This is a genomic window from Pseudomonas sp. 25 R 14, from assembly GCF_900004755.1.
GTDB classification, from domain to species: Bacteria; Pseudomonadota; Gammaproteobacteria; order Pseudomonadales; family Pseudomonadaceae; genus Aquipseudomonas; species Aquipseudomonas brenneri.
In genome coordinates this window covers 1-23,287 of record NZ_CVTS01000050.1, presented here as the reverse complement: position 1 = coordinate 23,287, position 23,287 = coordinate 1, and the positions used below count along the sequence as shown (strand labels likewise).

The 23,287-nt window shown below is 60.2% G+C and carries 23 protein-coding genes and 1 pseudogene; 11 read left to right on the top strand and 13 right to left on the bottom strand.

Annotation, left to right across the window (positions count from 1 at the left end; genetic code table 11):
- Window positions 1-226 precede the first annotated feature (226 nt).
- The 5 genes from BFQ03_RS17315 to BFQ03_RS17295 all read right to left on the bottom strand — a co-directional run bounded on the left by BFQ03_RS17315 (window position 227) and on the right by BFQ03_RS17295 (window position 5,666).
- Entirely contained in the window at window positions 227-1,672 is a 1,446-nt protein-coding gene (locus BFQ03_RS17315; RefSeq protein WP_032860926.1) for an outer membrane protein transport protein, read from the bottom strand.
- A gap of 114 nt (window positions 1,673-1,786) precedes the next feature.
- Window positions 1,787-2,293, bottom strand: coding sequence for an alkane oxidation protein activator PraB (praB, locus tag BFQ03_RS17310; protein ID WP_065943623.1), 507 nt, complete (start codon window positions 2,291-2,293; stop codon window positions 1,787-1,789).
- A 129-nt stretch (window positions 2,294-2,422) separates the two neighbouring features.
- Window positions 2,423-2,917: an alkane oxidation protein activator PraA gene (praA, locus tag BFQ03_RS17305; protein ID WP_065943622.1), complete on the bottom strand. Its 495-nt coding sequence runs from the start codon at window positions 2,915-2,917 to the stop codon at window positions 2,423-2,425.
- 146 nt (window positions 2,918-3,063) lie between these two features.
- Complete coding sequence (locus tag BFQ03_RS17300; protein WP_065943621.1) at window positions 3,064-4,341, bottom strand: alkane 1-monooxygenase; 1,278 nt, start codon at window positions 4,339-4,341, stop codon at window positions 3,064-3,066.
- Window positions 4,342-4,667: 326 nt separating this feature from the next.
- Window positions 4,668-5,666 (bottom strand): alpha/beta fold hydrolase, encoded by a 999-nt coding sequence (locus BFQ03_RS17295; RefSeq protein WP_032860932.1) that lies wholly within the window; start codon window positions 5,664-5,666, stop codon window positions 4,668-4,670.
- A gap of 301 nt (window positions 5,667-5,967) precedes the next feature.
- Between BFQ03_RS17295 and BFQ03_RS17290 the strand changes: the two genes are divergently transcribed.
- From BFQ03_RS17290 to BFQ03_RS17280, 3 genes are read left to right on the top strand one after another with little or no spacing between them, the layout of a single operon-like run.
- Window positions 5,968-7,524, top strand: a complete 1,557-nt coding sequence (locus tag BFQ03_RS17290) for a flavin-containing monooxygenase (protein ID WP_065943620.1) — start codon at window positions 5,968-5,970, stop codon at window positions 7,522-7,524.
- Window positions 7,521-8,417, top strand: coding sequence for an SDR family NAD(P)-dependent oxidoreductase (locus tag BFQ03_RS17285; RefSeq protein WP_065943619.1), 897 nt, complete (start codon window positions 7,521-7,523; stop codon window positions 8,415-8,417). Before BFQ03_RS17290 ends, BFQ03_RS17285 begins: the two co-directional genes overlap by 4 nt.
- Entirely contained in the window at window positions 8,417-9,256 is an 840-nt protein-coding gene (locus tag BFQ03_RS17280) for a metal-dependent hydrolase (RefSeq protein ID WP_065943618.1), read from the top strand. The genes BFQ03_RS17285 and BFQ03_RS17280 overlap by 1 nt, the downstream gene beginning before the upstream one ends.
- 142 nt (window positions 9,257-9,398) lie before the next feature.
- Here BFQ03_RS17280 and hemN read toward each other — a convergent pair whose 3' ends face one another.
- From hemN to BFQ03_RS17265, 3 genes are all read right to left on the bottom strand, one after another.
- Window positions 9,399-10,784 (bottom strand): oxygen-independent coproporphyrinogen III oxidase, encoded by a 1,386-nt coding sequence (gene hemN, locus BFQ03_RS17275; RefSeq protein WP_032860938.1) that lies wholly within the window; start codon window positions 10,782-10,784, stop codon window positions 9,399-9,401.
- Window positions 10,771-12,096 carry an oxygen-independent coproporphyrinogen III oxidase gene (locus BFQ03_RS17270; protein ID WP_032860939.1) on the bottom strand — a complete coding sequence of 442 codons (1,326 nt, stop codon included), beginning with the start codon at window positions 12,094-12,096 and terminating at the stop codon, window positions 10,771-10,773. Before BFQ03_RS17270 ends, hemN begins: the two co-directional genes overlap by 14 nt.
- Before the next feature lie 82 nt (window positions 12,097-12,178).
- The gene (locus BFQ03_RS17265; RefSeq protein ID WP_065943617.1) at window positions 12,179-12,622 is read right to left on the bottom strand and encodes a hypothetical protein; all 444 of its coding nucleotides are present in this window, start codon (window positions 12,620-12,622) and stop codon (window positions 12,179-12,181) included.
- Between the two features lie 327 nt (window positions 12,623-12,949).
- Here BFQ03_RS17265 and BFQ03_RS17260 point away from each other — a divergent pair, with 327 nt between their 5' ends.
- Window positions 12,950-13,555 (top strand): SCO family protein, encoded by a 606-nt coding sequence (locus BFQ03_RS17260; RefSeq protein WP_032860942.1) that lies wholly within the window; start codon window positions 12,950-12,952, stop codon window positions 13,553-13,555.
- Window positions 13,555-14,025, top strand: a complete 471-nt coding sequence (locus BFQ03_RS17255) for a copper chaperone PCu(A)C (protein WP_032860943.1) — start codon at window positions 13,555-13,557, stop codon at window positions 14,023-14,025. The genes BFQ03_RS17260 and BFQ03_RS17255 overlap by 1 nt, the downstream gene beginning before the upstream one ends.
- Window positions 14,026-14,231: 206 nt before the next feature.
- Here BFQ03_RS17255 and BFQ03_RS17250 read toward each other — a convergent pair whose 3' ends face one another.
- On the bottom strand, window positions 14,232-14,696 hold the full coding sequence (locus BFQ03_RS17250; protein WP_032860944.1) for a GNAT family N-acetyltransferase: 465 nt from the start codon (window positions 14,694-14,696) through the stop codon (window positions 14,232-14,234).
- Between the two features lie 192 nt (window positions 14,697-14,888).
- On the opposite strand from BFQ03_RS17250, the gene BFQ03_RS17245 reads away from it, so the two are divergent.
- Window positions 14,889-15,221, top strand: a complete 333-nt coding sequence (locus tag BFQ03_RS17245) for a hypothetical protein (RefSeq protein WP_032860946.1) — start codon at window positions 14,889-14,891, stop codon at window positions 15,219-15,221.
- Here the strand turns inward: BFQ03_RS17245 and BFQ03_RS17240 are convergent.
- Window positions 15,214-16,827 carry an ATP-binding response regulator gene (locus tag BFQ03_RS17240; protein ID WP_032860948.1) on the bottom strand — a complete coding sequence of 538 codons (1,614 nt, stop codon included), beginning with the start codon at window positions 16,825-16,827 and terminating at the stop codon, window positions 15,214-15,216. The genes BFQ03_RS17245 and BFQ03_RS17240 overlap by 8 nt on opposite strands.
- A gap of 113 nt (window positions 16,828-16,940) precedes the next feature.
- Between BFQ03_RS17240 and BFQ03_RS17235 the strand changes: the two genes are divergently transcribed.
- A complete protein-coding gene (locus BFQ03_RS17235) occupies window positions 16,941-17,543 on the top strand; it encodes a LuxR C-terminal-related transcriptional regulator (protein ID WP_032860949.1) in 603 nt (200 codons plus the stop codon).
- A gap of 113 nt (window positions 17,544-17,656) precedes the next feature.
- Complete coding sequence (locus tag BFQ03_RS17230; protein WP_065943616.1) at window positions 17,657-18,148, top strand: GNAT family N-acetyltransferase; 492 nt, start codon at window positions 17,657-17,659, stop codon at window positions 18,146-18,148.
- A gap of 14 nt (window positions 18,149-18,162) precedes the next feature.
- Here BFQ03_RS17230 and BFQ03_RS17225 read toward each other — a convergent pair whose 3' ends face one another.
- Window positions 18,163-19,380 carry a TPM domain-containing protein gene (locus BFQ03_RS17225; protein ID WP_032860951.1) on the bottom strand — a complete coding sequence of 406 codons (1,218 nt, stop codon included), beginning with the start codon at window positions 19,378-19,380 and terminating at the stop codon, window positions 18,163-18,165.
- 132 nt (window positions 19,381-19,512) lie between these two features.
- Here BFQ03_RS17225 and BFQ03_RS30710 point away from each other — a divergent pair.
- The 3 genes and pseudogenes from BFQ03_RS30710 to BFQ03_RS17215 all read left to right on the top strand — a co-directional run.
- Window positions 19,513-19,675: pseudogene (locus BFQ03_RS30710) on the top strand (alpha/beta hydrolase); the annotation flags it as partial.
- A gap of 325 nt (window positions 19,676-20,000) precedes the next feature.
- Window positions 20,001-20,789 (top strand): GNAT family N-acetyltransferase, encoded by a 789-nt coding sequence (locus tag BFQ03_RS17220; protein ID WP_065943615.1) that lies wholly within the window; start codon window positions 20,001-20,003, stop codon window positions 20,787-20,789.
- Between the two features lie 21 nt (window positions 20,790-20,810).
- Entirely contained in the window at window positions 20,811-21,929 is a 1,119-nt protein-coding gene (locus tag BFQ03_RS17215; protein ID WP_065943614.1) for an acyl-CoA dehydrogenase family protein, read from the top strand.
- A gap of 46 nt (window positions 21,930-21,975) precedes the next feature.
- On the opposite strand, the gene BFQ03_RS17210 is transcribed toward BFQ03_RS17215, so the two are convergent.
- Window positions 21,976-22,359: a hypothetical protein gene (locus tag BFQ03_RS17210; RefSeq protein WP_065943613.1), complete on the bottom strand. Its 384-nt coding sequence runs from the start codon at window positions 22,357-22,359 to the stop codon at window positions 21,976-21,978.
- Between the two features lie 133 nt (window positions 22,360-22,492).
- Window positions 22,493-23,287, bottom strand: a 795-nt coding sequence (locus BFQ03_RS17205; protein WP_175403906.1) for a L,D-transpeptidase family protein, incomplete at its 5' end; no start/stop codon positions are given.

Genomic DNA, 23,287 nt, shown 5'->3' with positions numbered 1-23,287 from the left:
TCACCACACTACAAACTTGAAAAGCTAAATTCAAATTTTGTTTTGAAATTTTTATTTAATCATTTCGCGAAAAAATTCACGGCCGAACGCGTCAGCCGAAATGCCAAAGGGGAAGGAAATCACAAGGGGTCGCGTGGGCGACCCACCGGTGCGGCACCCGGTAAACGCAGTAGAACGATGCGCCGACTATGCGTTTACGCTGGGACTACGCAGATACAACGACAGATCAGAAAGCGTAGGTAGCCGACAGGCTGACCACTTCGCCCTTGGCCTCGGACTTGCCATCCAGCGATGCCGCGCCAAGACGATCAACGTTCTTGGTCTTGAGCTTGACGGTTTCCACAAACTGGCGGGAATACGCGCCGTCGATGCTCAGGCCAGGAATGGCGCGGATGTTGTAGCCAAAGCCCAGGGAGGCGAAGGTGCGATCACCATCCGGGATACGTGGGTCACGGGTGGAGTTACGGGTTGGGGTCTGGTCGAAGGCCACACCAGCGCGCACGGTAAAGTCATCCGTGAGCTTGTAGTCGCCACCGAACGAATACATCCAGGTGTTCTTGTACTTGTACGGGATCGACACGATGGTGCTGCCATTGGACTTCAAGGTCAGCGCCTCGAAGGATGACCACTGGGTCCAGGTCACGCTGGCGCCCAGGGTCAGGCGGTCAGAGAAGTCGTGTACCCAGTCCAGGGACGCGTTGGCAGGAATATCCAGTTGCGTGGAGGCATTGGCACCGCCCGGATACAGCTTGAGGCCAGGGTAAGCCAGCTCCACCAGGGTTTTACCGTCGACCACAGGAATGGTCATCAGCCCTTCCGAGGTCGGATCGGCGTACATGTTGTACTTGCCCTCCAGCTTGTTCTTGATCTTGGCGTGGTAGTTCAAGCCCAGGGTGTCTTGCGCCGTGGGTTTCCAGGTCATCCCTGCAAACCAGCCCAGAGAGTTGTTGTCGACCTTGACGCGCATCAAGGCGAAGCCCTGGCCAGCGGGGAACGGAATCATCCCGAAGTCCGGCGATTGCGCAGCAGCGGCATACAGGTCGACGTTCTGGCTCACAAAGCCTTTGGTGTGCTGAAGAATCGCACCGCCACCGATGGAAAACTCATCATTGACCTTGAACGACAGGGAGCCGGTCAGGCCAACGGTTTCAATGCGGGTATCCACCGCGAAGTCGCGGCCTTTCCAATCCTCATCCCAAGTTGTACGGGCGCCCATAGGCACCACCTGGCTCAAACCAAAGGCAAAACGATCGTTGATCGGAATCACCATAAAGCCGGTAGGCACCCATGCTTCGAACCCGCCCTGGCCGCCGTTACCGGTGCGCGGGGTCGACGAGACAAGTTCCCCAGTCGCAGGATCCATGACGGTGTTGGACGTCGGATTGCCAGCGTAGTCATACGCCGAGCCTTTGTATTTGATATCGATATTCGCGTAGTTGAGGGTGAACTGCGAAATGGTTTTATCAATGAAAGCCATTGCAGCCGGGTTGTTGTAGGCCGCTGATGGATCGTTCTTGAACATTGAACCGCCACCAAATGCCCGGCCCCAGCCAGCAGTATTCGCAGTTGGCGTCATGAAGCCACCCGCCTGAACGGTTCCTGCCGAGGCGATCAGCCCGCCCAACAATGCCAGGCCTAATAACGCCTGGGCCTGCTGTTTCTTGTTATTCATGCGCCACTCCTTATTATTTTTATTCATCACAACCGGTACAACCGAGCCGCTTTGCCTCAACAGGTGCCTCTAACGAGGCACCTGCTTCTCTCAGGGGTGATCAGCCCTTTGCTCTTATTGCAACTTCAGGGTTGGGGCCTTGACGTTCAGCGACCTGACGAAGCAGTTACCGGACAGCGATTGGCTGCCAGTGGTCGACAGGGTTTTGGTTGCTTCGTCCCACACTACGTTGAGTGGGCCTGGGCCGCAGTTGGACGCTGGGAAGGTGATGGTCCAGCCCACACCAGTCACGGTGCCAGTACCGGTTTGGGTACCCGGGTCAAAGGTGTTTGCAGTCAGTACCCAACCTGGGGAAGGAATGTTCTTCAACGTTGGCAGGCTGCAGAGCACGTTGCCCGAAAGCTGCGCCGAAGTAATGGTGGCCACCCCGCCGGAAACGTTCCCACCGAAGGTCACATTGCAAGTGATATCGCCAGGTGCAGAAGGCGTTTTCACCACGAGAGTGCCCGAGTTAGTGGTAAATGGGCCATCAGGCGTGATCGATGCCGCACTGGCCATCGAAGCCGCACCAAAGCACAGAGCAAACGAACTTACACAAACGAGGGTTTTGAAACTTTTCATTATTTTTCCTCACATGTATGGCGAGTCATTTCGCCGGGGTAATGGCCATGATCGAGAGGTCACGGAGAAACAGCAGAACTTCCCTTTCCAGCCAAATTTCAATTCAACTACCGCTACAAATTCGGGGGTTTACTCGACGACTTTGAACGTCGGCGGCATCTTGATCGACACGGTCTTGATCGTGCAGTCTTCGCCAATCGGCACATTGGCCGCTTCCAATTTGCCGGTGGCGTTATCCCAGGTGCCTTCGGCGGTGGATGGGCCGCACTTGCCGCCCAGGCCAAAGGCGTGCACGTCGACGCTGATCTTCGACATGGAGCCGCTCTTGGTGTCCTTGGCCACGAGGATCCACGGCAAGTTGATGGCTTCGACGCGACTGCACTTGAGGCCACCGTCGAACTCGACCTTGTCGACATTGACTTGCGAGCCATCGGCCGCGACTTTGCCGGCCACCTTGATGATGCAGTCGGCGCTGATCAGCGCGCCCTTGGAAAAGCTGATGGGGCCCTGGGCAGTAAAGGCACTGCCGGCGGGTTCGATACGCGCGGCCTGGGCCTGGTGATAGGCAATAAGACCCAGTGCTGCGAGCAGGATATGAGCAGTGAACTTGGCAGGCGTTTGCATGGTGTACGTCCTTCCCTTGATTTTATTTTTGTCAGGGTCAAACAACTTTCTTGCAACTAAGCAGCACTCGAAACCGGCAAACCGTGGGCGATGAAAACCTGCGCGATACACAGATCCCGAGTGCGCCCTACAACGGTTAAATCACATTAGAAGGTGCTGGTATTACCGTACTTCTCCAGTATCTTCAGGCGTTTGGATGGCTGGATATTGGCCAGGGTGACATCCCCCGAATAGTGCCGCAGTACCCGATGATCCATGCGCCGGCGCCACAAGTAAGGGATGTAGGCCCAGACAATCATGCTGGCGTAGCCATACGGCAGTTGTGGCGATTCATCAAAGTGACGCAGCGACTGATAACTGCGGGTCGGGTTGGCGTGATGATCGGAGTGACGCTGCAACTGGAACAGAAAGATATTGGTGACAATACGGTTACTGTTCCACGAATGGCGCGGCGAACACCGCTCATAACGACCATTGGGCAACTTCTGGCGTTTAAGCCCGTAGTGTTCGACATAGTTCACCACTTCCAGCAACGAGAAGCCGTAGATACCCTGGATCAACAGGAAGGGAATCACCGCCACACCCAGCCAGGCAATCATTGCCCCCCACAGCACCACGCTGTACATCCAGGCGCTGAGCACACCGTTCCTCCAGTGCCAGGCTGGCAGGCCGAGCTTGCGCAGGCGTTCGCGTTCCAGGTTCCAGGCCGAGCGCGCACTGAACCACACCGAGCGCGGCAGGAAGGCCCAGAAGCTCTCCCCCAGCCTGGAGCTGGCCGGATCTTCCGGGGTAGCGACGCGTACGTGATGGCCACGGTTGTGTTCGGTATAGAAGTGCCCGTAGAAGGTCGGCGCCAGGGTGATCTTCGCCAGCACGATCTCCAGCAGGCGCGGCTTGTGCCCCAGTTCATGGGCGGTGTTGATCGCGATCCCGGTGGCGGCGCCGGTGGACATGGCCATGCCCAGGTAGGTGAACCAACTGACCTCGCCGTGCAGTTGCACCCGGGCAGTCAGGAAGCTGGCGGTTTGCGCCATCCAGCCCGAAGGGTCCAGGGACGCCGTGAGTTGCAACAACCCGCCGCTGATCATCCAGTCAATGCCGCTGACGGCCATCCAACCGGTCATCACCAGGGAGGAAATCACCAGCAGCACCCCGGTGTAGACAATCCAGCGATAGTACTTCTGCGATTCAAGGCCGCTGACCGCAGATTCCGGCGGGTTGCTGACGTCTTCGCCAAGCAGGCCGTCGATCAGCGGGATCAGGCCGAAAATCACCAGCACACCCACCCACCACAGTTCTTGTACACCGGTGGTGATGGCCAGGGCACCGGACAGCAGCGGGGTTGCCAACGGCATGATGCCGAGCCACCACAGGTGGCGCTTGCCATCGGTCCAGACGTGCGGGGCAGCCAGGGTCTGATTCATGGCAACCTCCGGGCGCACTGCGCGGCAGGGAGTGGGAGCGAAGCAACAGGGGCAGAAAACAGGTTCAGGCAGCAGTGAAAGCCACTTGAAATCAACCATGCGATAAAAGGCGTTTTTTTCATTATTTTATTCGCTCTTAGGCATTTCAAAAATCATTTCAAAATAAATATTGAAATATTTTTTTAAATAAATAGCGCGGAACCGTTAGGTCGTCAACTACTTTTTCGAGGCCTTTTCGACGTGACCGGGCAGTCTCTTTTTCATCCATTCGGTCAGGTGTCTAGGGCAAGCGTTACCGCGTCTCGACCACGCCGTGGGGTTCATGATTATTTACTCGCCAGTGCAAATGGCGGGTGCAGGACAGTGGCGCTTTCCACCGGCTGGCGGCGTTTGGCAACCTGTTGGACCAGTGCGGCCACCCGCTCTGTCGCGGTGATCGGCAGCATATGGCCGCGCCCCTCGACCAACTGCAGCTTCAGCCCCGGCACCTTGTCCGCCAGGGCCTGGCCGTGCTTTCGAAAGTCCAGCACCTTGTCCCGTGAGCCATAGATCAGGCCGATGGGCAGGCGCAACTGCGGGTAGCGCTTGACCATCTCCGGCAGGTACTCGTTGACCAGGCCGATCTCGGTGGAGGCGGCATAGAAGTTGTCGGGGCGCATGCCCAGCATCCCGCCGCCACGGGTGGCGAAGTCGGCCGGTGCCGGGTCGGGAGCGAACACGCCCTTGACCACCGCACCGCTGGTGAGCATGCCGATGGGTATGGTCAGCGTGCGCGACACCCAGCGCCGCAGCCAGGCCGGGCGCACGGCCAGTGACAAAAAGACCAGGGGAAGCATGCGTTGGGGATGGGTCAATGGCGCCACCAGCACCAGCCCGGACACAGCGTGGGGATGGTCCAGGGCCAGGGCCAGGGAAATCGCCCCGCCCAGGGAGTGCCCCAGCACCAAGGGCTGGCCCAGGTCCAGGGTCTGGATAAAGGTCGCCACTTGCCGGGCCTGGCTTTGCAGGTCGGCGCCGGTGCCTTTATGCCGGGTGGAATAGCCTGAACCGGGGCGGTCCAGGGTGATCACCCGAAAGTGCTCGCGCAATTGCGCAGACAAGGCATACGTCAGGTTGCGACTGCTGCCCATCAGGCCGTGGATCATCACCAGCGGCGGGCCCTTGCCCTCGTCTACATAATGAAAGCGCTCGCCATCCACCTCCAGAAAGCGCCCGTTGCTTGGAACAGCCGCTTCGATACGACGCGTCATCCAGGCACTCAAGCCCCACAACGCCGCACTTGCGCCGATAAACACACCCGCAGCGACAACCCATTCGACAGCCATAGCTCGGTCCTCTGCTTCCCTGCTGCTGGCGATCCGACCGGTATTGGTCAAGACCTCAGCCATCGTCCACACCTTGGACTTCAACTACGTGCGCAAAAGGTTCGTCCGTCGGACAAATCGCACATAAAGGACAAGGCTCTAGCGTAGGCGATATTTTCAGGTAGATTATTTAAAATCTTTTTTAAAATAATAAATACAATTTTTCTTTGCAATGGTGTTCTATCTAAAAGCCAAAAACAAAAACAGGAGCACATCCGATGTCAAAACCCGTCAGGCGCCCACAGCCCACGAGGGACACCCTATGAATGCCTCTACCCGCCCGAGCGGCCCGGCAGATTGCGTAGACATCGCCATCATTGGCTCAGGCTTTGCCGGCCTGTGCATGGCGATCAAACTCAAGCAAGCCGGGCTCGACGACTTCTTCATCGCCGAACAGGCCGATTCCCTGGGCGGCACCTGGCGCGACAACCACTACCCGGGCTGCGCCTGTGATGTGCAATCCCACGTCTATTCGTTTTCGTTTGCGCCCAACCCGGACTGGACCCGACAGTTCGCCCCCCAGGCGGAAATCCGCGCCTACCTGAAGCAATGTGCGCAACGCTTTGAATTGGCGCCGTACCTGCGCTTTGGCATGGGTCTTACACGGGCGGTGTTCGATGAGCAACTGCAACGCTGGCAGTTGCAGTTCAGCAATGGCCGCCACGTCAGTGCACGGGTGCTGGTGTCGGGGATGGGCGGTCTGTCACGTCCGGCGCTGCCGGATATTGCGGGGCTGGACAGTTTCAAGGGCAAGCGCTTTCACTCCCAGCAGTGGGACCACGAGTATTCATTGAAGGGCAAGCGCGTGGCGGTGATTGGCACCGGCGCCAGTGCCATCCAGTTCGTGCCGCAGATCGCCCCGCAGGTGGCGCACCTGGACCTGTTCCAGCGCACCCCGCCGTGGATCATGCCCAAGCCGGACCGGCCCATTTCACGTGTTGAGCGCTGGGCCTTCAAGCACCTGCCGTTCACCCAGCGCCTGGTGCGCGGGGCCTTCTACTGGGCCCTGGAAGGCCGAGTCGTAGGGTTTGCGCTGCACCCGCGGCTGATGAAAATGGTGCAGAAAATCGCCCTGCGCCATCTGCACAAACAAGTGGCGCGCCCTTCCCTGCGCAAGGTGCTGCGGCCGGACTACACCATCGGCTGCAAGCGCGTGCTGATCTCCAATGACTACTACCCGGCGCTGTCACGCAGCAATGTCGAGGTGGTTACCGAGCATGTGCTGCGGATCGAAGCCGACGGCGTCATCACCGCCGATGGCATCAAGCACCCGGCTGACTGCCTGATCTTCGGCACCGGGTTCCAGGCCGCCGATCCCCTGCCCCGCGACTGCATCATCGGGCGCGACGGCGTGGACCTGATGGACACCTGGCGCGATGGCGCCCATGCGTACAAGGGCACCACCGTGCCAGGTTATCCAAACCTGTTCCTGATCGTCGGGCCCAACACCGGGCTGGGCCACAACTCGATGATTCTGATGATCGAGGCGCAAGTCACCTACATCCTCGACGCCCTGCAACAGATGCGCCGCCAGCAAATTGCCACGGTGGACGTCAAGCCAGCGGTGGAAAGCGCCTACAACCTGCACATCCAGGAAAAACTCCAGCGCACCATCTGGAACACCGGCGGCTGTCGCAGTTGGTACCTCGACCCGCGCACCGGCAAAAACACCACGTTGTGGCCCGGTTCGACCTGGCGCTTCAAACAGGTCACCCGCCAGTTCGCCTTGCGCGATTATCACGTCACGCCGTTGGTTAGCGGCACCGCACTGCATCCCCTCGCGCAGCCCCACTCCACCGCAGAAGGAAGCCTGTCATGAAGTCATTCAATGGCCGTGTGGCGGCCATCACCGGGGCCGCGTCAGGCATGGGTCGCGCCTTGGCCCTGGCCCTGGCGCGCGAGGGGTGTCACCTGGCGCTGGCAGACAAGAACCAGGCCGGTTTGCAAGAAACCGTGGAGCTGATCCAGCGCGGCACCCTGGCACCGGTCCGCGTGACCTCCCGGGAGGTGGATGTGTCCGACCGCCAGGCCATGGAGGACTGGGCGGCCAGTTGTGCGGCGGAGCACGGCCAGGTCAACCTGATCTTCAACAATGCCGGGGTGGCCTTGTCGAGTACTGTGGAAGGTGTGGACTATGCCGACCTTGAGTGGATCGTCGGCATCAACTTCTGGGGCGTGGTCTACGGCACCAAGGCCTTTCTGCCCTACCTCAAGGCCAGCGGCGACGGGCATGTGGTCAACACCTCCAGCGTGTTCGGCCTGTTCGCCCAGCCCGGTATGAGCGGCTACAACGCCACCAAGTTCGCGGTGCGCGGCTTCACCGAATCCTTGCGCCAGGAGTTGGATTTGCAACGCAGCGGGGTCTCGGCCACCTGCGTGCATCCTGGCGGGATCCGCACCGATATCTGCCGCAGCAGCCGGATCGACGCGAACATGACTGGGTTCCTGATCCACAGCGAACAACAGGCCCGCGCCGACTTCGAGAAGCTGTTTATCACTGACGCCGACCAAGCCGCCAAGGTGATCCTGCAAGGCGTGCGCAAGAACAAGCGCCGCGTGCTGATTGGCCGCGATGCCTACGCCCTGGACTTGCTCGCACGCTTTCTGCCGGCGGCCTACCAGGCGCTGGTGGTCTTTGCCAGCCGGCGCATGGCACCGAAAAAGCGCAAGGCCCCGGCGCCCACCCCCATCACTGAACAGGAGTCGCCATAATGTTGCCCATTCGCCGCGACCTGCATTTTGCCCTGCCCGCCGAACGCATCAAGGACTGGCACGAGCAAGGTCCCTTTATCACGCATTTTTTCAATGCCCTGTCGCTGCTGTTTCCCCAGGGCGAACTGTTCTTCATGGACAGCGTGCGCCACTATCGCCAGCGCATCGACGACCCGGCATTAAAGAAGGAAATCCAGGGATTTATCGGCCAGGAGGCCATGCACAGCCGTGAACATGTGGCCTATAACGATCTGCTGCAAGCCGCCGGGCTGCCGGCCCATCTGCTCGACCGTCGGTTGAAATTCATCCTCGACCTGCAAAAGAAGCACTTGCCGCCGTCCTTCAACCTGGCGGTGACCATTGCCCTGGAACACTACACCGCGATGCTCGCGGAAATCCTGCTCAGCGATCCCACGCGCTTTGGGGATTCGCTCAAGGGCTACCAGCAGATGTGGTATTGGCACGCGCTTGAGGAAACGGAACACAAGGCCGTGGCCTTCGATGTGTGGAACCGCGTAATCAAGCCAGGGCCCAGGCGCTATTTGCTGCGCACCGGGACCATGCTGTTTACCACGGTGTTTTTCTGGCTGGTGGTGTTTGATTTCCACCTGCGCCTGCTGTTCGCCGACCGCCGCGCGGGTGGGCATCTGAAGGGGTTTTGGCGGATGCTGAAGTTTCTCTACGGCACCAGGGGCGTATTCCCGCGCATGGCCCGGCCGTGGCTGCATTACTTCAAGCCGGGGTTTCATCCATGGGATCACGACAACCGCGCGCGGCTGGAAGGGATCGATAAGCTGGTCGAAGAGATAGAGCGCACCAACACGGTTGCCGGAGCCTGACCCTATAGGTTTGGCCGAATGCCGCTGTAGGAGCGAGCTTGCTCGCGAAGGTCGTCAACGATAACGCGGGTTGCCTGGGTAAACGCGTTGTCGTTAAGTTTTTCGCGAGCAAGCTCGCTCCTACAGTTGGTATTAGCACGGGTCAGACCGTGCGGGAAAACTGGCCCTTCTGCTGCCCGCCCAAGTACGCATCAAACGCCATCGCCACGCTGCGCACCATCAATTGCCCCTGGGGCAGCAGTTGCACGGCATCGTCCTGGATATGCAGCAAACCATCCGCCACTTGCTCATCGAGGCGCGACAGGGCCTGAGCGAAGTACTCGGTAAACTGGATCGCGTGCCCCGCCTCGACCCCGGCAAAGTCAATACGCCCGTGGCACATCAGGCCGTTGATCACGTCGCGACGCAGCACGTCATCCGCGTTCAGGCGGTAGCCGCGCTGCACCGGCAACAAGCCGGCGTCGATACGTGCGTAGTACTGGGACAACTCCTTGACGCTCTGGCTGTAGCTGTCGCCCACCTTGCCGATGGCCGAGACACCGAGCCCGATCAGGTCGCAATCGGCATGGGTCGAGTAGCCCTGGAAATTACGCTGCAAGGTGCCATTGGCCCGGGCCAGGGCCAGTTCATCGTCGGGCAAGGCAAAGTGATCCATGCCGATATACACATAACCGGCCTCGGTCAGCCGGCGAATGGTCAACTCCAGCAATTCCAGCTTGCGCTCCGGCGGTGGCATGTCTTCGGGGCGAATCATGCGCTGGGCACGGATTTGTGTCGGCAGGTGCGCGTAGCTGTAGGCCGCCACGCGGTCGGGACGCAAGGCAATCAGCTTGCCCAGGGTCACGTCGAAACTGGCCACGGTCTGCAACGGCAGGCCATAGATCAGATCTACGCTGATCGACTTGAACCGCGCCTCACGCGCCGCCGAGACCAGTTGCACGATCTGCTCTTCGCTCTGCACACGGTTGACTGCCGCCTGCACATCCGCATCAAAGTCCTGCACGCCAAAACTCAGGCGATTGAAACCCAGCCCGCGCAAGTTGTGGATCCGCTCGACACTGATGGTGCGCGGGTCCACTTCAATGGAAAACTCATGGCGATCACTGGTATCCAGGCTGAACCCTTGGGCCAGGCAGTCCATCAACTCGGCCAGTTGCCCATCGTCCAGGTAGGTCGGCGTACCGCCCCCCAAGTGCAACTGGGTCAGCGGCCGCGCGCGGTCGAACAGCGCCGCCTGCATCTGGATTTCACGCTTGAGGTAGCTCAGGTACTCCACCGCGCGGTGGGTCTTGCGCGTGATGATCTTGTGGCAGCCGCAGTAGTAGCAAAGGCTCTGGCAGAACGGGACGTGGATGTACACCGACAACGCCTTGGGCGCCACCGCGTGGTTGCTGGTCGCGACCGCCTGCTGGTAGTCATCCAGGGCAAAGGCTGAGTGAAACTGCGGCGCAGTCGGGTACGAGGTGTAGCGCGGCCCCGGGCGGTCGTATTTCTGCACCAGGGCCCGGTTGAACTCAAACGCTTTCATGGTCGATGGTCTCATCGTTGGAGCAAGGAGGGACAGCACTGGCGGCCCGGTCAAACAGCGCGCAGAGGGCTTCGACCCGGTGCCGGCCAGCCGGCAGCACACAGAGGAAACGCTCGGACAAGTCGATCAGACCGTCCTGGTGCAGATGCTCCAGCAGCGGCCAGATCGCCGAGAAATAGCGGGGAAAAATCACCCCATAGCGGCGCTCCAGGGCCTGGATATCCAGCTCCAGGTCACAGGCCAGGCGCTCCATGACATGCTGGCGGATCTGGTCGCCCGCCTCGCAGCGCCAGCCGCGGGCGGTGGGCAACAGGTCGCTGTCCAACTGCTGGCGATAGCGCGCCAGGTCGTCGGTGTTTTGCGCATACAGGGTGTCAAGTTGGCTGATGGCGCCCAGGCCAAAGCCGATATGGTCGCAGTAGCCGTGACGGGTAAACCCTTGGCAATTGCGACTCAGGTGCCCGCGCTCCTGGGCCAGTGCCAGGTCATCGTCGGGGCGTACGAACTGGCCCAGGCCAATGTAGTGATAACCGGCGGCTTCCAGGCGCTGGAAGGCGATGCGGCGCATGCCACATTTGTCGACATTCGACGACAGCGCACGCCGTGGCTGCTGCTGGTAGCGCCGTGGGGCCTGGGCATAGTCGAACACTTGCAGGCGGTCCGGCTCCAGGGCGATCAGGCTGGCCAGCTTGGCTTCAAAGCTGTCGCAGGTCTGCCAGGCGTGCCCATAGCCCAGGTCGACATTCACCGAGCGAAAGCCGAAGGTGCGCGCCGCATCGATCAGCGACTGGATCGGCGCCGGGTCCTGATAGCCGGCCACCGATGGCGTGACCTCGGCATTGGCATCCGGCACGCCGATGTTGATGTGGTTGAACCCCATCTCGCGCAGCAGGCCCATGGTCGCCCAGTCGGTATGCAGTGGGTCGAGATCGAGGCTGTAGTCACCCTGGTCGTGCTCAAGAAAGTGCAGGCGACTGCGCAGGTGCGCCATCAAGCGTTGCAGGTCGGCAATCGCCGGTGTGGCGCCGCCCAGATGGAATTGATCCACCGGTTGCCGACCGCCCACATGGCAACCGACCAGGTGGATCTCCTGCTCCAGCGCGCCCAGGTAATCATCGGCCACCAGGCCGGCCGGCCATTGCAGGTTCAGCGCCAGGGGCCGTTGCCGCTGGCGGCTGCTGCGCAAGGCGCGCAGCAGGTCGAGGGAGCCGATGCCCGAGTGAAATCTGCCGATATCCACCTGACCCTGGTCCAGCACGCTTTGGTCACGGCGCAGGCGCCACTCGCGGGCGGGATGAATGACAGTGAGCATGACGGCCTCCGGGTCTGGCTACGGTGGGTCATTGTGCGGTGCGACCGGACAGCGCACCTTGATATGCATCAAGCGCCGGCGATTACCAGGTGATGTAGAACATGCCCTTGGCCAGCAACACAATGGCGACCATATGGCAGAACAGGCTCAGATGGACAAAACGCAGATAGGCCGCGCTGACCTGCCCACGGCGCATCAACCCCACCGTCAGCAAAAAATGCATCAGCACACTGGCGGCCAGGATCAGCTTGAGGGTCAGCAGCGCACCGAATGCCGAACTCGACGGCGCGGCCAGCACCGGCAGGTAGCGCAGCCAGACCATGCCGATGCCGGCGCCGAACAGCACCAGCAGCACCCACGGCATCAAGGCCCTGGCCCGGCGACCAATGCCTTGCTCCACCAGCAACATGACGCGGGCCGGCAGTTGCCTGTGCACACTGGCAAGGATCAACACTTCAAAGAACACCGTGCCGATGAAAATCAGCGCTGCGAACAGATGGGCCAGCAGGAACAAAAGATAGAGCATCAGAGCCTCACGGTGGCCGGTCCTTGTACCGTGACTGTGCCCTACAGCGAGCAAGCGCTGCCTTGATGCGGGTCAAGGGCCCTGATAATCGTTGATACATTTGCCCCAAGCCTTGTGCGGCGGGCCTTTGCCGATGTCTGCGACAGTGTGCCACAGACGCAATTACCCCCTTGGCTGGTAAGGTGGCCACCGCCCCTGTGGCAGAACGTCGCAGATTATCAAGCGCGATCAAGGTCGGTAGACTACCCACCTTCCTGTTCACCGCTTTTCAAAGCCTGACTGACCTGTTATGCGCAGCCGTCAGGCGCTTCACGGGACGCCCCTTTCATGAGTACGTTATTCACCCGTCGTAAGGTCCTTACCGGTATGGGCCTGCTGGGCCTGGGCCTGTTGAGCGGCTGCGACACCGGCCCCAAGCTGAACTTCAAGTACGGCAAGGACCTGAGCAACAAGATCATGGGCCGCACGTTCAAGCTCAAGAACACCGCTGGCGAAACCGTGACCCTGACCTCGTTCCGCGGCCTGATGCCGGTGGTGTTCTTCGGTTTCACCCAGTGCCCGGCTGTGTGCCCTACCACCCTGGCGCGCATGGCCCAGGCCAAGAAACTGATGGGCCGCGACGGCGAAATCATGCAGGTGATCTTCATCACCCTGGACCCGGAACGCGACACGCCCCAGGTGCTCGACGCCTACGTCAAGGCCTTCGACCCCAGCTTCGAAGCACTCTACGGCACCCCGGAAGAAATCGCCGTGGCCGCCAAGGAGTTCGGGATCTTTTATGAAAAGATCCCCGCCGGCGACACCTATACCCTGTCTCACACCGCCACCAGCTTTGTATTCGACACCCGCAGCAACCTGCGCCTGGGCCTGTCGGCATCGCTTAACGCCAAAGAGTGCGCAGAAGACCTGCTCACCGTCATGGAGGTCTGCTAATGACTGCTGTCCAAACCCTCAAGCGCATCGCCCTCGGTCTTTCCCTGCTGGGCCTCGCCGCCCACGCCAGCGCCCAGGTCCAGATCAGCGACGCCTGGGCCCGCGCCACTGTGCCGGGCCAGCATTCGAGCGGGGCGTTCATGACCCTGACCGCCGACAGCGACAGCAAGTTGCTCAGCGTCAAGTCGCCGGTGGCCAAGGATGTGCAGATTCATGAGATGAGCATGAAGGACGACGTCATGCGCATGGGCCCGGTGGACTCCGTGGCACTGCCGGCCGGCCAGGCGGTGAAGCTCGATCCCGAGGGTTATCACGTGATGCTCATGGGCCTGACGGGCCAGATCAAGGAAGGCGACCAGGTGCCGCTGACCCTGACCGTGGAAAATGCCAAGGGCGAGAAGCAGGACATTCAGGTCCAGGCCCCTGCCCGCAGCCTGGGCAGCGCTGACGGCGAACACATGCACCACTGATCCGCAGGGGCGCCCAAGATCAAAAGCAGAGCAAAAGCGCGGAGCTGCATCCCCCTGTGGGAGCTGGCTTGCCTGTGATGGCGTCAATAAGGCCGCCGCAGGGTGTCAGGTATTCATCCGTCATCGTTAGCGACCATCGCAGGCAAGCCAGCTCCCACAGGGGATCTTTGCCTGGCACAGGGTTTTGGTCCGCACCACAATAGGGTCTACAGGCGCTTGACCATCGGGATACACGCCAGATCCAGCCCCGTGGGCGAATGATAGATGGACTGTTCGCAGCCTTCGTAACCCCGGCTGCGATAGAACTGTGCGGCATTCAAGGTTGCATCCAGCACCACCTGCGCAATCCCCAACTCCAGCGCCACCTGCTCCAAGTGCTCAAGCATCTGCCCGCCAAACCCGCGCCCGGTAAAACCGGGCAGTACAAACAGTGCACCGACTTCCCGATGGTCCGGGTCGAGCATGCCGGTAGCGACCGGCTCACCGTCGACGCAACCCAGGTAGAACGGCTTGCCCATCAGTGCGCTATAGCCGTCCTCGGCCGCGCCACGGGTCCAGGTCAGCATCTGTTCGGCGGTGTAGGCGCCGATGCATTGGCTGCGGATCGCCTGCAGGCGGATGTCGAAGGCGATGGGGCCGTCGTCGTGAGTGGCGCGTCTGATATGCAGCATTCGAATCTCCCTGAATAAACCTGTTTGCCATGACCTCAAGGTGCCATTAGCACACTTGTGCTAATCGACCCCGCAAGCACCCGGCGCTATATTCCCCGGCAACCCCAATGCTCCCCGCCAGCACGTCGAACCCGCCGTGCAAGGGATCGTTGTGCGTTGAAAAAACCAAAACAACCCCAAGGAAGAAGCGCCATGAAACTGCACTCCCCTGTCACCCGCCTTGCCCTGCTGGGCGCCCTGATGATCGGCGTTGCCGGTTGCAGCAATATCAAGCCCACCGAAGACCATCTCAAGACCCTCTCGGAAACCAACCTCGGCGAGCCGGTCAAGCGTGTTTCCAATGTTCGCAGCGACTCCATGACCACCTATTACATCGCCAGCACCGCGTCCGGCGACTACAACTGCTCCGTGCCCAGCGGTGCCAGCGGCGGGATGTTTGCCGTGGCCAGCTTTGGCTTGATGAAACCCGCCGCCTACTGCCAACCCAAGGGTGCCCGTGGCAACCCGCTGATGCCGTTTAACTGATTGCCGCCTGCTGGCTGAGCGCTCGTAGCGTACCCCGCAGCTCTGCGGGGCGCACGGGCTTGGAGAGGATCGCGATCTGGCGATCATGCAATGCCGCCTGGATCTTCTCTACGTCGTGTCCGGTGAGGATCAGCGCCGGCACCGCCCAACCGCGTTGCTGGCGCAGGTGGTCGATGCACTCGATACCGGTGGCCTGATTGCCCAGGTCATAGTCGGCGACGATGATGTCGCAATCACTGACCAGGTTGTGCCCTGAGGATTCGGCCTGCACTTCACAGCCCCAGCGTTCCAACAAGGCCTGGGTGGCCAGCAACACGTTGTGGTCATCTTCCACCAGGCACACTTTCAACCCGGTCAGCAGTCCAACCTGGCGCGCGTCGTCGCGAACCAGCATCGGCCGGGATGCTACCGCCAGGGGCAAGCCCTGCAGGCTGACGGAGGTGCCACGGCCAACTCGTGAACGCAACACCACGTCCAGCTCCATCAACTGGCCCAGGCGCTTGACGATGGACAGCCCCAGGCCGACGCCCTCAACGTCCTTGTCCCGCTGTTGACGCACGCGATAGAACTCTTCAAAGACCTTGGGCAGATGTTCTTCGGCAATCCCCCGCCCCTGGTCATGAATGTCTATCACGACCCCGTCGCCGCGCTTGCGCACACCGATCAGCACCGGGTGCTGGCCGCCATATTTAAAGCAATTGGAGAGCACGTTCTGCACCATGGTCGCCAGCAGTGCCGGGTCGACCCTGACCCAATGGGCGCATGGCCGCAAACGCAGCTCCACCCCGGCCCAACGCGCGGCTTCGGCGTTCTGGCGCACCAGGTCGGCGAGCAACTCGCCCAGGTGAACCGCTTGGTATTTGGGCAGCAGCCGGCCGTTGTCCAAGGTGTAGAGATCAAGGATGGAGCGGAACAACTGCGATACGTTGAGCAGCGAACGGTCGATATTGTCGACCAGGCGCCGCTCTTCATCGCCCAGCCGTGCTTCGCGCAGACACGCGGTAAACAGGCCGATGGAGTGAATCGGCTGGCGCAGGTCATGGCTGGCCTGGGCCAGGAAGCGCGACTTTTCCAGGTTGGCGGCGATGGCTTCTTCAGACGCCTTGCGCGTGCGCTCCAGCAACAGGTGGGCGTAGATCGGGATCACCGTGCTGGTGATCATCAGCATCAACACCATAAACGGTTGTGCCTGCCACAGTGGTGTCAGCCGATACACGATCAGCAGCGCCAGCAGCGCCAGGCCCGTGGCAATCGCCAGGTAGCGCGAGCCATAGCGCATGCCGTTGCCGAGGTTGACCCAGACCATCACCGCATACAGCGGCAGCGCCGCCTCCCCGCCCACCACCAGGCCGAACGAGGTGCCAGTGTAGTCGTGGATCATCCCGAAAATCCGCCGTGCCGGGTAATGCCCCGGCCAGCGCGCGATGACCTGGCGCAGCACAATCGAGACCAGCAGGAACAGGCCGATATAGATCATTACCGGCACATAGCGCGCCACCGATTGCCCCGGCAGAAAACCCAGCAGGCCGATGTAAACCAGGGCTATGGCGGCAACCACAATGCGCAGGTTGGCTTGATCCAGTTCGGCGTCTTTCACGAACTTCATGGGCAACGTCCTTGTACGGTCATCGTCATATCTGTGCGCCTGGGAGGCAGGCGCTGAGCAGAGTGTTAAAGTAGCATGCCACAGGACAACCTGGCCCCAGGGAGGAGCACCCCATGACATGCCGGATCATTATCGCCGACGATCACCCGATGTTTCGCGAGGGCATGCTGCGTACCGTGCAACGCCTGCTGCCCGAGGCCTGCGTGGAACAGGCGGGCGACCTGGACACGGTGCTGGAAATGCTCAAGACCGGCGGCGAAGTCGACACGCTGATCCTCGACCTGCGCTTCCCGGGCCTGACCTGCATCAGCCAGTTGGGCGAGCTGCGCCAGCAACTGCGGCGCACTACGTTGATCGTGGTATCGATGGTCGATGACCCGCAGTTGATCGAACAGGTGATGGCGATGGGCGCCGATGGGTTTATCGGCAAAAACATCGCCCCCGAAGAAATCGGCCAGGCCCTGCTCGCCATTCGCCAAGGCGAGGTGCTGGTCAAGTTTGCACCCTCGGGGCTGTTGCCGCTGGACACCAACACCCTGACCGCGCGTCAGCAAGACGTATTGCGGCTGATCGCCCAAGGCAAGACCAACAAGGAAATCGCCAAGGCCCTGGATATTTCACCGTTTACCGTGCGCATCCATGTCTCGGGATTGCTGAGAAGCCTGAACGTACCATCGCGGGCGGCGGCGGCCGTCAAATACAGCGCGTCCTTGTAGGTGCCGACTTGCCGGCATCTACTGTGGGCGGGTTTTATCTATGGGATTTTCGTCAGTACAGCTACCCCGCTATCATGCAGCCCCTCGCTCAACCGCCCAGCCCAGGAACCGCCATGCCCACCCTCACCCTACGCAACGCCACCCCGGCAGATGCCGAGCGCTGTTACGAGATCGAAATCAGCGCCTACGAGGGTGATGAAGCCGCGACACTGGAGAAGATCGCCACGCGTATCGCCCTGTACCCGGAAGGTTTCCTGATCCTGGAAGTCGACGGCCAGGTCGCAGGCTTTATCAACGGCGGTTGCGCCTACGACGTGGTGATGTCGGACGAGGCCTTCAAGGAATTGGTAGGGCACTCGGCAGATGCGCCAAATGTGGTGATCATGTCGGTGGTGGTCGACCCGGCGCATCAGGGCAAGGGGTATTCCACGCAATTGATGACGGCATTTGTGCAGCAGATGCGCGAGATGGGCAAGCAAACCATCCACCTGATGTGCAAGCAACAGCATGTGCCGCTGTACACGCGCATGGGCTACCAGTATGTGCAGCCCTCGGCATCAGACCACGGCGGGATGGCGTGGCATGAGATGGTAATGGCGCTCTGAACAGACGCCGGGCTTCACCAGCTCCCCGAGGCCCCACCGCCGCCGCTGGAGCCGCCGCCACCGGAAAACCCACCACCGGAGCTTGAGCTCGAACTGGAGCTGGAGCTTGAGCGATCGCTGGAACTGGAACTGGAGCCCGATCCCCCCGTACCCTGGCCATAGATGAACAGCGCCGCGAACGAGCTGATGGGCAAGGCGAACAACCAGCCTTCAAGCCCCAGCTCCAACAAGTAGCCCGCCGCGCCATACACCCCCAGCACCATCACTGACTGCACGCAGAACCCTAGCGGGCTGTTTTTCCAGGCAGCCTTCATCACCATGAACAGGATCAGGTACAGGCCAAGTACCACCAACCCGGCCATCGGCCATGCCAGCCAGTTGATGAAGGACACTTGCGTCAGGTAGTGATCCACCAGCCCCAGGCCGACGCTGTAGGCAATCAGCCCCAGCACGAAATAAAACACCGCCTTGGCCTGCCACAATGCGCCAAATATAGCCGCGGTGATCGACATGCAAAACGGCAGTGCCAGCATATACAACGGCCAGGCCTTGCCATTGATCGCGGCCAACGCCGTCAGCAGCACGGTCAACACCAGGGCAGCGATCAGGCCCCGTCGCCAATGCAGCTTGCCCGCGGCCAGCAGCACCCCGCCAACAGCGCCGAGGAGCAACGCCAGTAACACCGCAGACTCATCGATCGTCTCCCGGGTGTCGTCCACCGCCGGCAAGTCCTCCCCCTCTACCAGCATGGTCAGGGCATTCACGGCGTGCTGCACACCCGCAGCGTAATTGCCCTGGCGAAACGCCGGGGTCAGCTGTTCCTCGATAATCCGGTGGCTCAACAGGTCCGTGACCACCCCTTCCAGGCCGTAGCCGACTTCAATCCGTACCTTGCGGTCGTCCTTGACCACCAGCAGCAAAATACCGTCGTCGATGCCCTTGCGCCCCAGTTTCCAGGCGCGGAACAGTTGGGTGGTGAACGCGTCAATATCAGCGTCGCCGGTACTTGGCAGTAGCATCACGGCGATCTGCGCGCCCTTGCGCTGTTCGAGGTCCGCAAGCTGGTTGGTCAGACGCTGCTGGGTCGAGGTATCCAGGGTATTGGTCAGGTCGATCACCCGCTGGTTCAATGCCACGTTGACCAGTGCCGGTGGCGCCGTTTGCGCCAAGGCCAGCGCGGTGAACACCATGACCAGCAGGCCCAGGGCCGATTGCCGTAAAAACAGCCGCATACTTTGTTACCTGACGTTTCATCCTGAAGGCAGCGACTTTAACCTATCAACGCTATACCTAGTGACCCCATACGGATGACGCTCTAAATTGACGGCAAAATCTCATGGCAAAATGACTTCACTAGTACTCCCATGGACCTTCGACATCGCAACAACGTCAACGTAATGGGCAATGGCTCCACGACCCTGGTCGTTTTCCCATGGCTTTGACTGCAACCAGGTCATGTGGAATTACCTGCTGCCCTATTTCATCGAGCGTTTTCGCGTGGTGCTGTATGACCTGGTAGGCGCCGGCCTGTGCGGACGCGATGGATGGCTTTCTGGTGCCATGGATAGTTATTCATGGCCAATGACCCGTTGCCCGAGCCCCTGGCACAGTTCGGCACCACCGACCGTGTCAAGTACGAACGCGAGCTGCAACAACCAATCGCGACGGGGCCAGCCTCTCGGTCCATAACCATGCGCCGGCCAGGACAGCGAGGTCCACAGACGAGTCCTGTCTTATTCTCAACGCATGTATTTGCGAACACTTCAGACTTTCCTTATGCCGCGGCCAAAAGTGGAACGTTATTATTTCGAGCGCTATCAGACAGGATTAAACAAATCTAAATGGAAGTCGCATGCAATCAATGACACCGTCCAATGAGAGCCATTCAAGCGCAAACTTAAAACATACAAAATTGACCATAAGTCTTGCCAGCACACCGCAAGAAATACGTGAAGCACAACGTCTACGCCATAGAGTTTTCACTAAAACTTTCCAGCTTTCCGAACCTGTCAACTCCGGCAGTTTAAATATTGATGAGTTTGATGCCTACTGTGATCACCTGATAGTGCGCGACACTCAGACATCATACGTGGTGGGGACTTATCGCGTGATGAGCCCCACGGCCGCACAACGCATGGGACGTTACTATTGCGAGCAGGAATTTGACCTCAGTCGCCTGAATCACTTACGACCGCGCATGACCGAAGCAGGGCATGCCTGCGTGCACCCGGATTACCGCAGCGGCAGTGTCATCATGCTGTTATGGACGGGGTTGGCCATGTATATGCGACGTGAACGCAGCGATTATTTGGTGGGTTGCGCCAGCGTAAGCCTGGCGGATGGCGGCCACAATGCCGCAGCGTTGTATCACGCCTTGACCGCGCAAAACTTTGCCCCCAGCGAATATCACGTGACCCCGCACAATCCATTTCCCGTGCATGAGCGTGAAAGTGGACATATTCCACAGATGCCTCCGCTGTTAAAGGGTTATTTGCGCAGCGGCGCCTGGGTGTGTGGCGAGCCCGCCTGGGATCCTGATTACAATGCAGCTGATTTCTTTATGTTGTTACCACTGTCGAAGTTGGACAGCCGCTATGCGCGTCATTACCTGAAGACAGATACGCCTGCACACCCCTCCTGAACCTTAAAGAACTTAATCGATATGTTATTACAAGAAGAAAGAAACACTGCCTTCAAATGGATGCCGGAGATGGTATCTTTTCTTGAAACCGCCTCACTTCTTGATCTTGAGCGTGGTGAGTCTCGGCGCTTAGCCGACCTATTTCGAAAGTTCGGCCAACCCGCGCTCACCATTGGCAAAGAGCTGGGTGGCGCAGGTGCCAGTGCATTGGACATGGCGCAACTGCATACTTGGGTCGGTGCACATTGTCCGTCCCTGGCAATTATGATGACCATGCATCACCACACTGTCGCCGGAATGATGGCCGCCAGGCATTTCTTCCCAGATATCCAGGGATTGTTGGCCATGATCGCTCGCGACAACTTATTAGTTGCCTCAGGCTTTGCCGAAGGGCGCACGAATACGCCTATTTTAGCGTCGACAATGGCCGTTCAAAAAACCCTCGGCGGCTACCTCGTCAACGGCAGCAAGAAACCTTGCACCATGACACATCACTTTGACCTCATCACCTTTGGCGTCAACTACATGGCCCCTCAAGGCCAGCCCCAAATCGGCATAGGCGTAGGATTTGCCGCAGACCCGAGCATCGAGCGGAAAGAGTTCTGGTCCGTACCGCATTTGCAGGCGGCTGACAGCCATGAAGTCATCTTCAATAACTTGATGGTTCCCGAAGCCATGATGTGTTTCAGCGCAGCCGTCGATGATCAACTCGATGAGACTCAACAAGGAACCGGCAACCATTTGTTCGCCATCTGGTTTCAACTGCTGGCCAGCGCGTCCTACCTGGGAATGGCATCGGCGTTGGCGTCACGTGCATTGACCGGTAAAAAAGGCTCGCAAGAAGATCGAGCCCTGCTGCTCATCGATCTGCAAGGCGCCACAATGGCTTTGCGCGGCCTGGCAGCGTCGATAGACGACAATCGCTTCTTGCACAGTGATTTGGCGCGAGCACAGGCAACCCGGTTTGCCATACAGGACGCCGTGAACCGCATTAGCACTCGCGCTTTCGAAATCCTGGGAGGCATGGCCTTCATGTCTTCAGAAGAGGTCGCGTATCTGCTGGTTGCCACTCGTTTGTTGGCATTCCACCCGACCTCCAGACTTGCCAGCACCGCGTTCCTGTGTGAACAGCTGAGCTAGGCCGCAGCCTGCCGGAACCGCGCATCCGGCAAGCCTTCGACTGGCCTTATGGGTAACTCAGCGTCACCAGGTAAGCCCCCGACTGCAACGGTTTGCCCGCCGCATCGTTCAAGCGGTATTGCCGGTCGAAGTAACGGCCATCACCCGTCGTTTCGGCCACCAGCGTGACCTTGACCGCAGAGCGATCCGGCGCACTGACCGTACGAACCGGCTCGACGCCATAGGCGCCGATGCTGCCCCCAGGTGCAAACATCGGGCAACCCCTCAAGGCCAGTGTCGACCCCGCCCCATCGCCCGCATTGCACGTCGCCTCGACAATGCTGCCACGGAACTGGATAACACCTTGGGCCACGGTCGTGGCCGCCTGGCCACTGCCACTGACGAGCGCAAGAAACAGGCTGATACCAACTGCCAAACGTTGACTGCTCATATTGAACGCTCCTGGGTATGTACCCATCACGTCGGCAAGCATGGTTGGTTTCTTGAGCTTTTCAGAATTATCTGATGGCTATTCTTTCAAGGATGCCAACCGGGTCTCATATTGCGCAGTTTCACGACAGCCCCTACAGGACAGCGCCCAGGGCCTTCAACAGCACACCGTCGCGGCTATAAATATCCGGTGCGTACAGCAACGCACCCTGGCTATCCACCTGCACCGTCCAATAGCCCAGCAACACCGGGACCGGCGTGGCCAGCCGGAACTCATGGGTCACCCCGGTCGCCAGCAATTCCTCGGTCCGCGCCTTTTCCGCCGGGTTCACCAGCAAGTCGCGCAGCACCATCGGTTGCTCCACCCGCACACACCCGGAACTGAACGCCCGCGGTCCCTTGCTGAACAACGGCTGGCTGGGCGTATCGTGCAGGTAGACGGAGAATGGGTTGGGGAAACGCAGGACGATCCTGCCCAACGGGTTGCGCGGGCCGGCGTCCTGGCGCAGGAGGATATTACCCGGGCGCGACCAGTCCACTTGTTCGGGCGACAGGGCGCGACCTTCACTGTCGAGCACTTTGAGGTTCTGCTGGCGCAAGTACTCCGGGTTCAGGCGAATGGCCGGCAACTTGTCCTCGCGCATGATGGTCGGCGGGATCGTCCAGGTGGGGTTGAGGGTCAACCGCGTGATACGCGACTTGAGCAGCGGCGTTTGCCGTTCGGCGCGGCCCACCTGCAAGCGGGTCTGCCACACGGGGACACCGCCCTGGTAGACGCTCAACTGGGCAGCCGCGACGTTGACCAGGATGCCATCAGGCTCCAGGTCCTGGGCCAGCCAGCGAAAACGCTCGAGGTTGACCCGCAGTTGCTCGCGACGCACCGCCGGGCTGACGTTGAGCTCCGCCACCGTGCCCGGGCCGATCACCCC

Coding starts and splice junctions, on each gene's coding strand:
- hemN (WP_032860938.1), bottom strand. CDS start 10,784: ATGAAAGCGTTTGAGTTCAACCGGGCCCTGGTGCAGAAATACGACCGC.
- BFQ03_RS17270 (WP_032860939.1), bottom strand. CDS start 12,096: ATGCTCACTGTCATTCATCCCGCCCGCGAGTGGCGCCTGCGCCGTGAC.
- BFQ03_RS17280 (WP_065943618.1), top strand. CDS start 8,417: ATGTTGCCCATTCGCCGCGACCTGCATTTTGCCCTGCCCGCCGAACGC.
- BFQ03_RS17230 (WP_065943616.1), top strand. CDS start 17,657: ATGCCCACCCTCACCCTACGCAACGCCACCCCGGCAGATGCCGAGCGC.
- BFQ03_RS17235 (WP_032860949.1), top strand. CDS start 16,941: ATGACATGCCGGATCATTATCGCCGACGATCACCCGATGTTTCGCGAG.
- BFQ03_RS17245 (WP_032860946.1), top strand. CDS start 14,889: ATGAAACTGCACTCCCCTGTCACCCGCCTTGCCCTGCTGGGCGCCCTG.
- BFQ03_RS17285 (WP_065943619.1), top strand. CDS start 7,521: ATGAAGTCATTCAATGGCCGTGTGGCGGCCATCACCGGGGCCGCGTCA.
- BFQ03_RS17260 (WP_032860942.1), top strand. CDS start 12,950: ATGAGTACGTTATTCACCCGTCGTAAGGTCCTTACCGGTATGGGCCTG.
- BFQ03_RS17210 (WP_065943613.1), bottom strand. CDS start 22,359: ATGAGCAGTCAACGTTTGGCAGTTGGTATCAGCCTGTTTCTTGCGCTC.
- BFQ03_RS17300 (WP_065943621.1), bottom strand. CDS start 4,341: ATGAATCAGACCCTGGCTGCCCCGCACGTCTGGACCGATGGCAAGCGC.
- BFQ03_RS17215 (WP_065943614.1), top strand. CDS start 20,811: ATGTTATTACAAGAAGAAAGAAACACTGCCTTCAAATGGATGCCGGAG.
- BFQ03_RS17255 (WP_032860943.1), top strand. CDS start 13,555: ATGACTGCTGTCCAAACCCTCAAGCGCATCGCCCTCGGTCTTTCCCTG.
- BFQ03_RS17290 (WP_065943620.1), top strand. CDS start 5,968: ATGAATGCCTCTACCCGCCCGAGCGGCCCGGCAGATTGCGTAGACATC.
- BFQ03_RS17265 (WP_065943617.1), bottom strand. CDS start 12,622: ATGCTCTATCTTTTGTTCCTGCTGGCCCATCTGTTCGCAGCGCTGATT.
- praB (WP_065943623.1), bottom strand. CDS start 2,293: ATGAAAAGTTTCAAAACCCTCGTTTGTGTAAGTTCGTTTGCTCTGTGC.
- BFQ03_RS17220 (WP_065943615.1), top strand. CDS start 20,001: ATGCAATCAATGACACCGTCCAATGAGAGCCATTCAAGCGCAAACTTA.
- BFQ03_RS17250 (WP_032860944.1), bottom strand. CDS start 14,696: ATGCTGCATATCAGACGCGCCACTCACGACGACGGCCCCATCGCCTTC.
- praA (WP_065943622.1), bottom strand. CDS start 2,917: ATGCAAACGCCTGCCAAGTTCACTGCTCATATCCTGCTCGCAGCACTG.
- BFQ03_RS17240 (WP_032860948.1), bottom strand. CDS start 16,827: ATGAAGTTCGTGAAAGACGCCGAACTGGATCAAGCCAACCTGCGCATT.
- BFQ03_RS17315 (WP_032860926.1), bottom strand. CDS start 1,672: ATGAATAACAAGAAACAGCAGGCCCAGGCGTTATTAGGCCTGGCATTG.
- BFQ03_RS17225 (WP_032860951.1), bottom strand. CDS start 19,380: ATGCGGCTGTTTTTACGGCAATCGGCCCTGGGCCTGCTGGTCATGGTG.
- BFQ03_RS17295 (WP_032860932.1), bottom strand. CDS start 5,666: ATGGCTGTCGAATGGGTTGTCGCTGCGGGTGTGTTTATCGGCGCAAGT.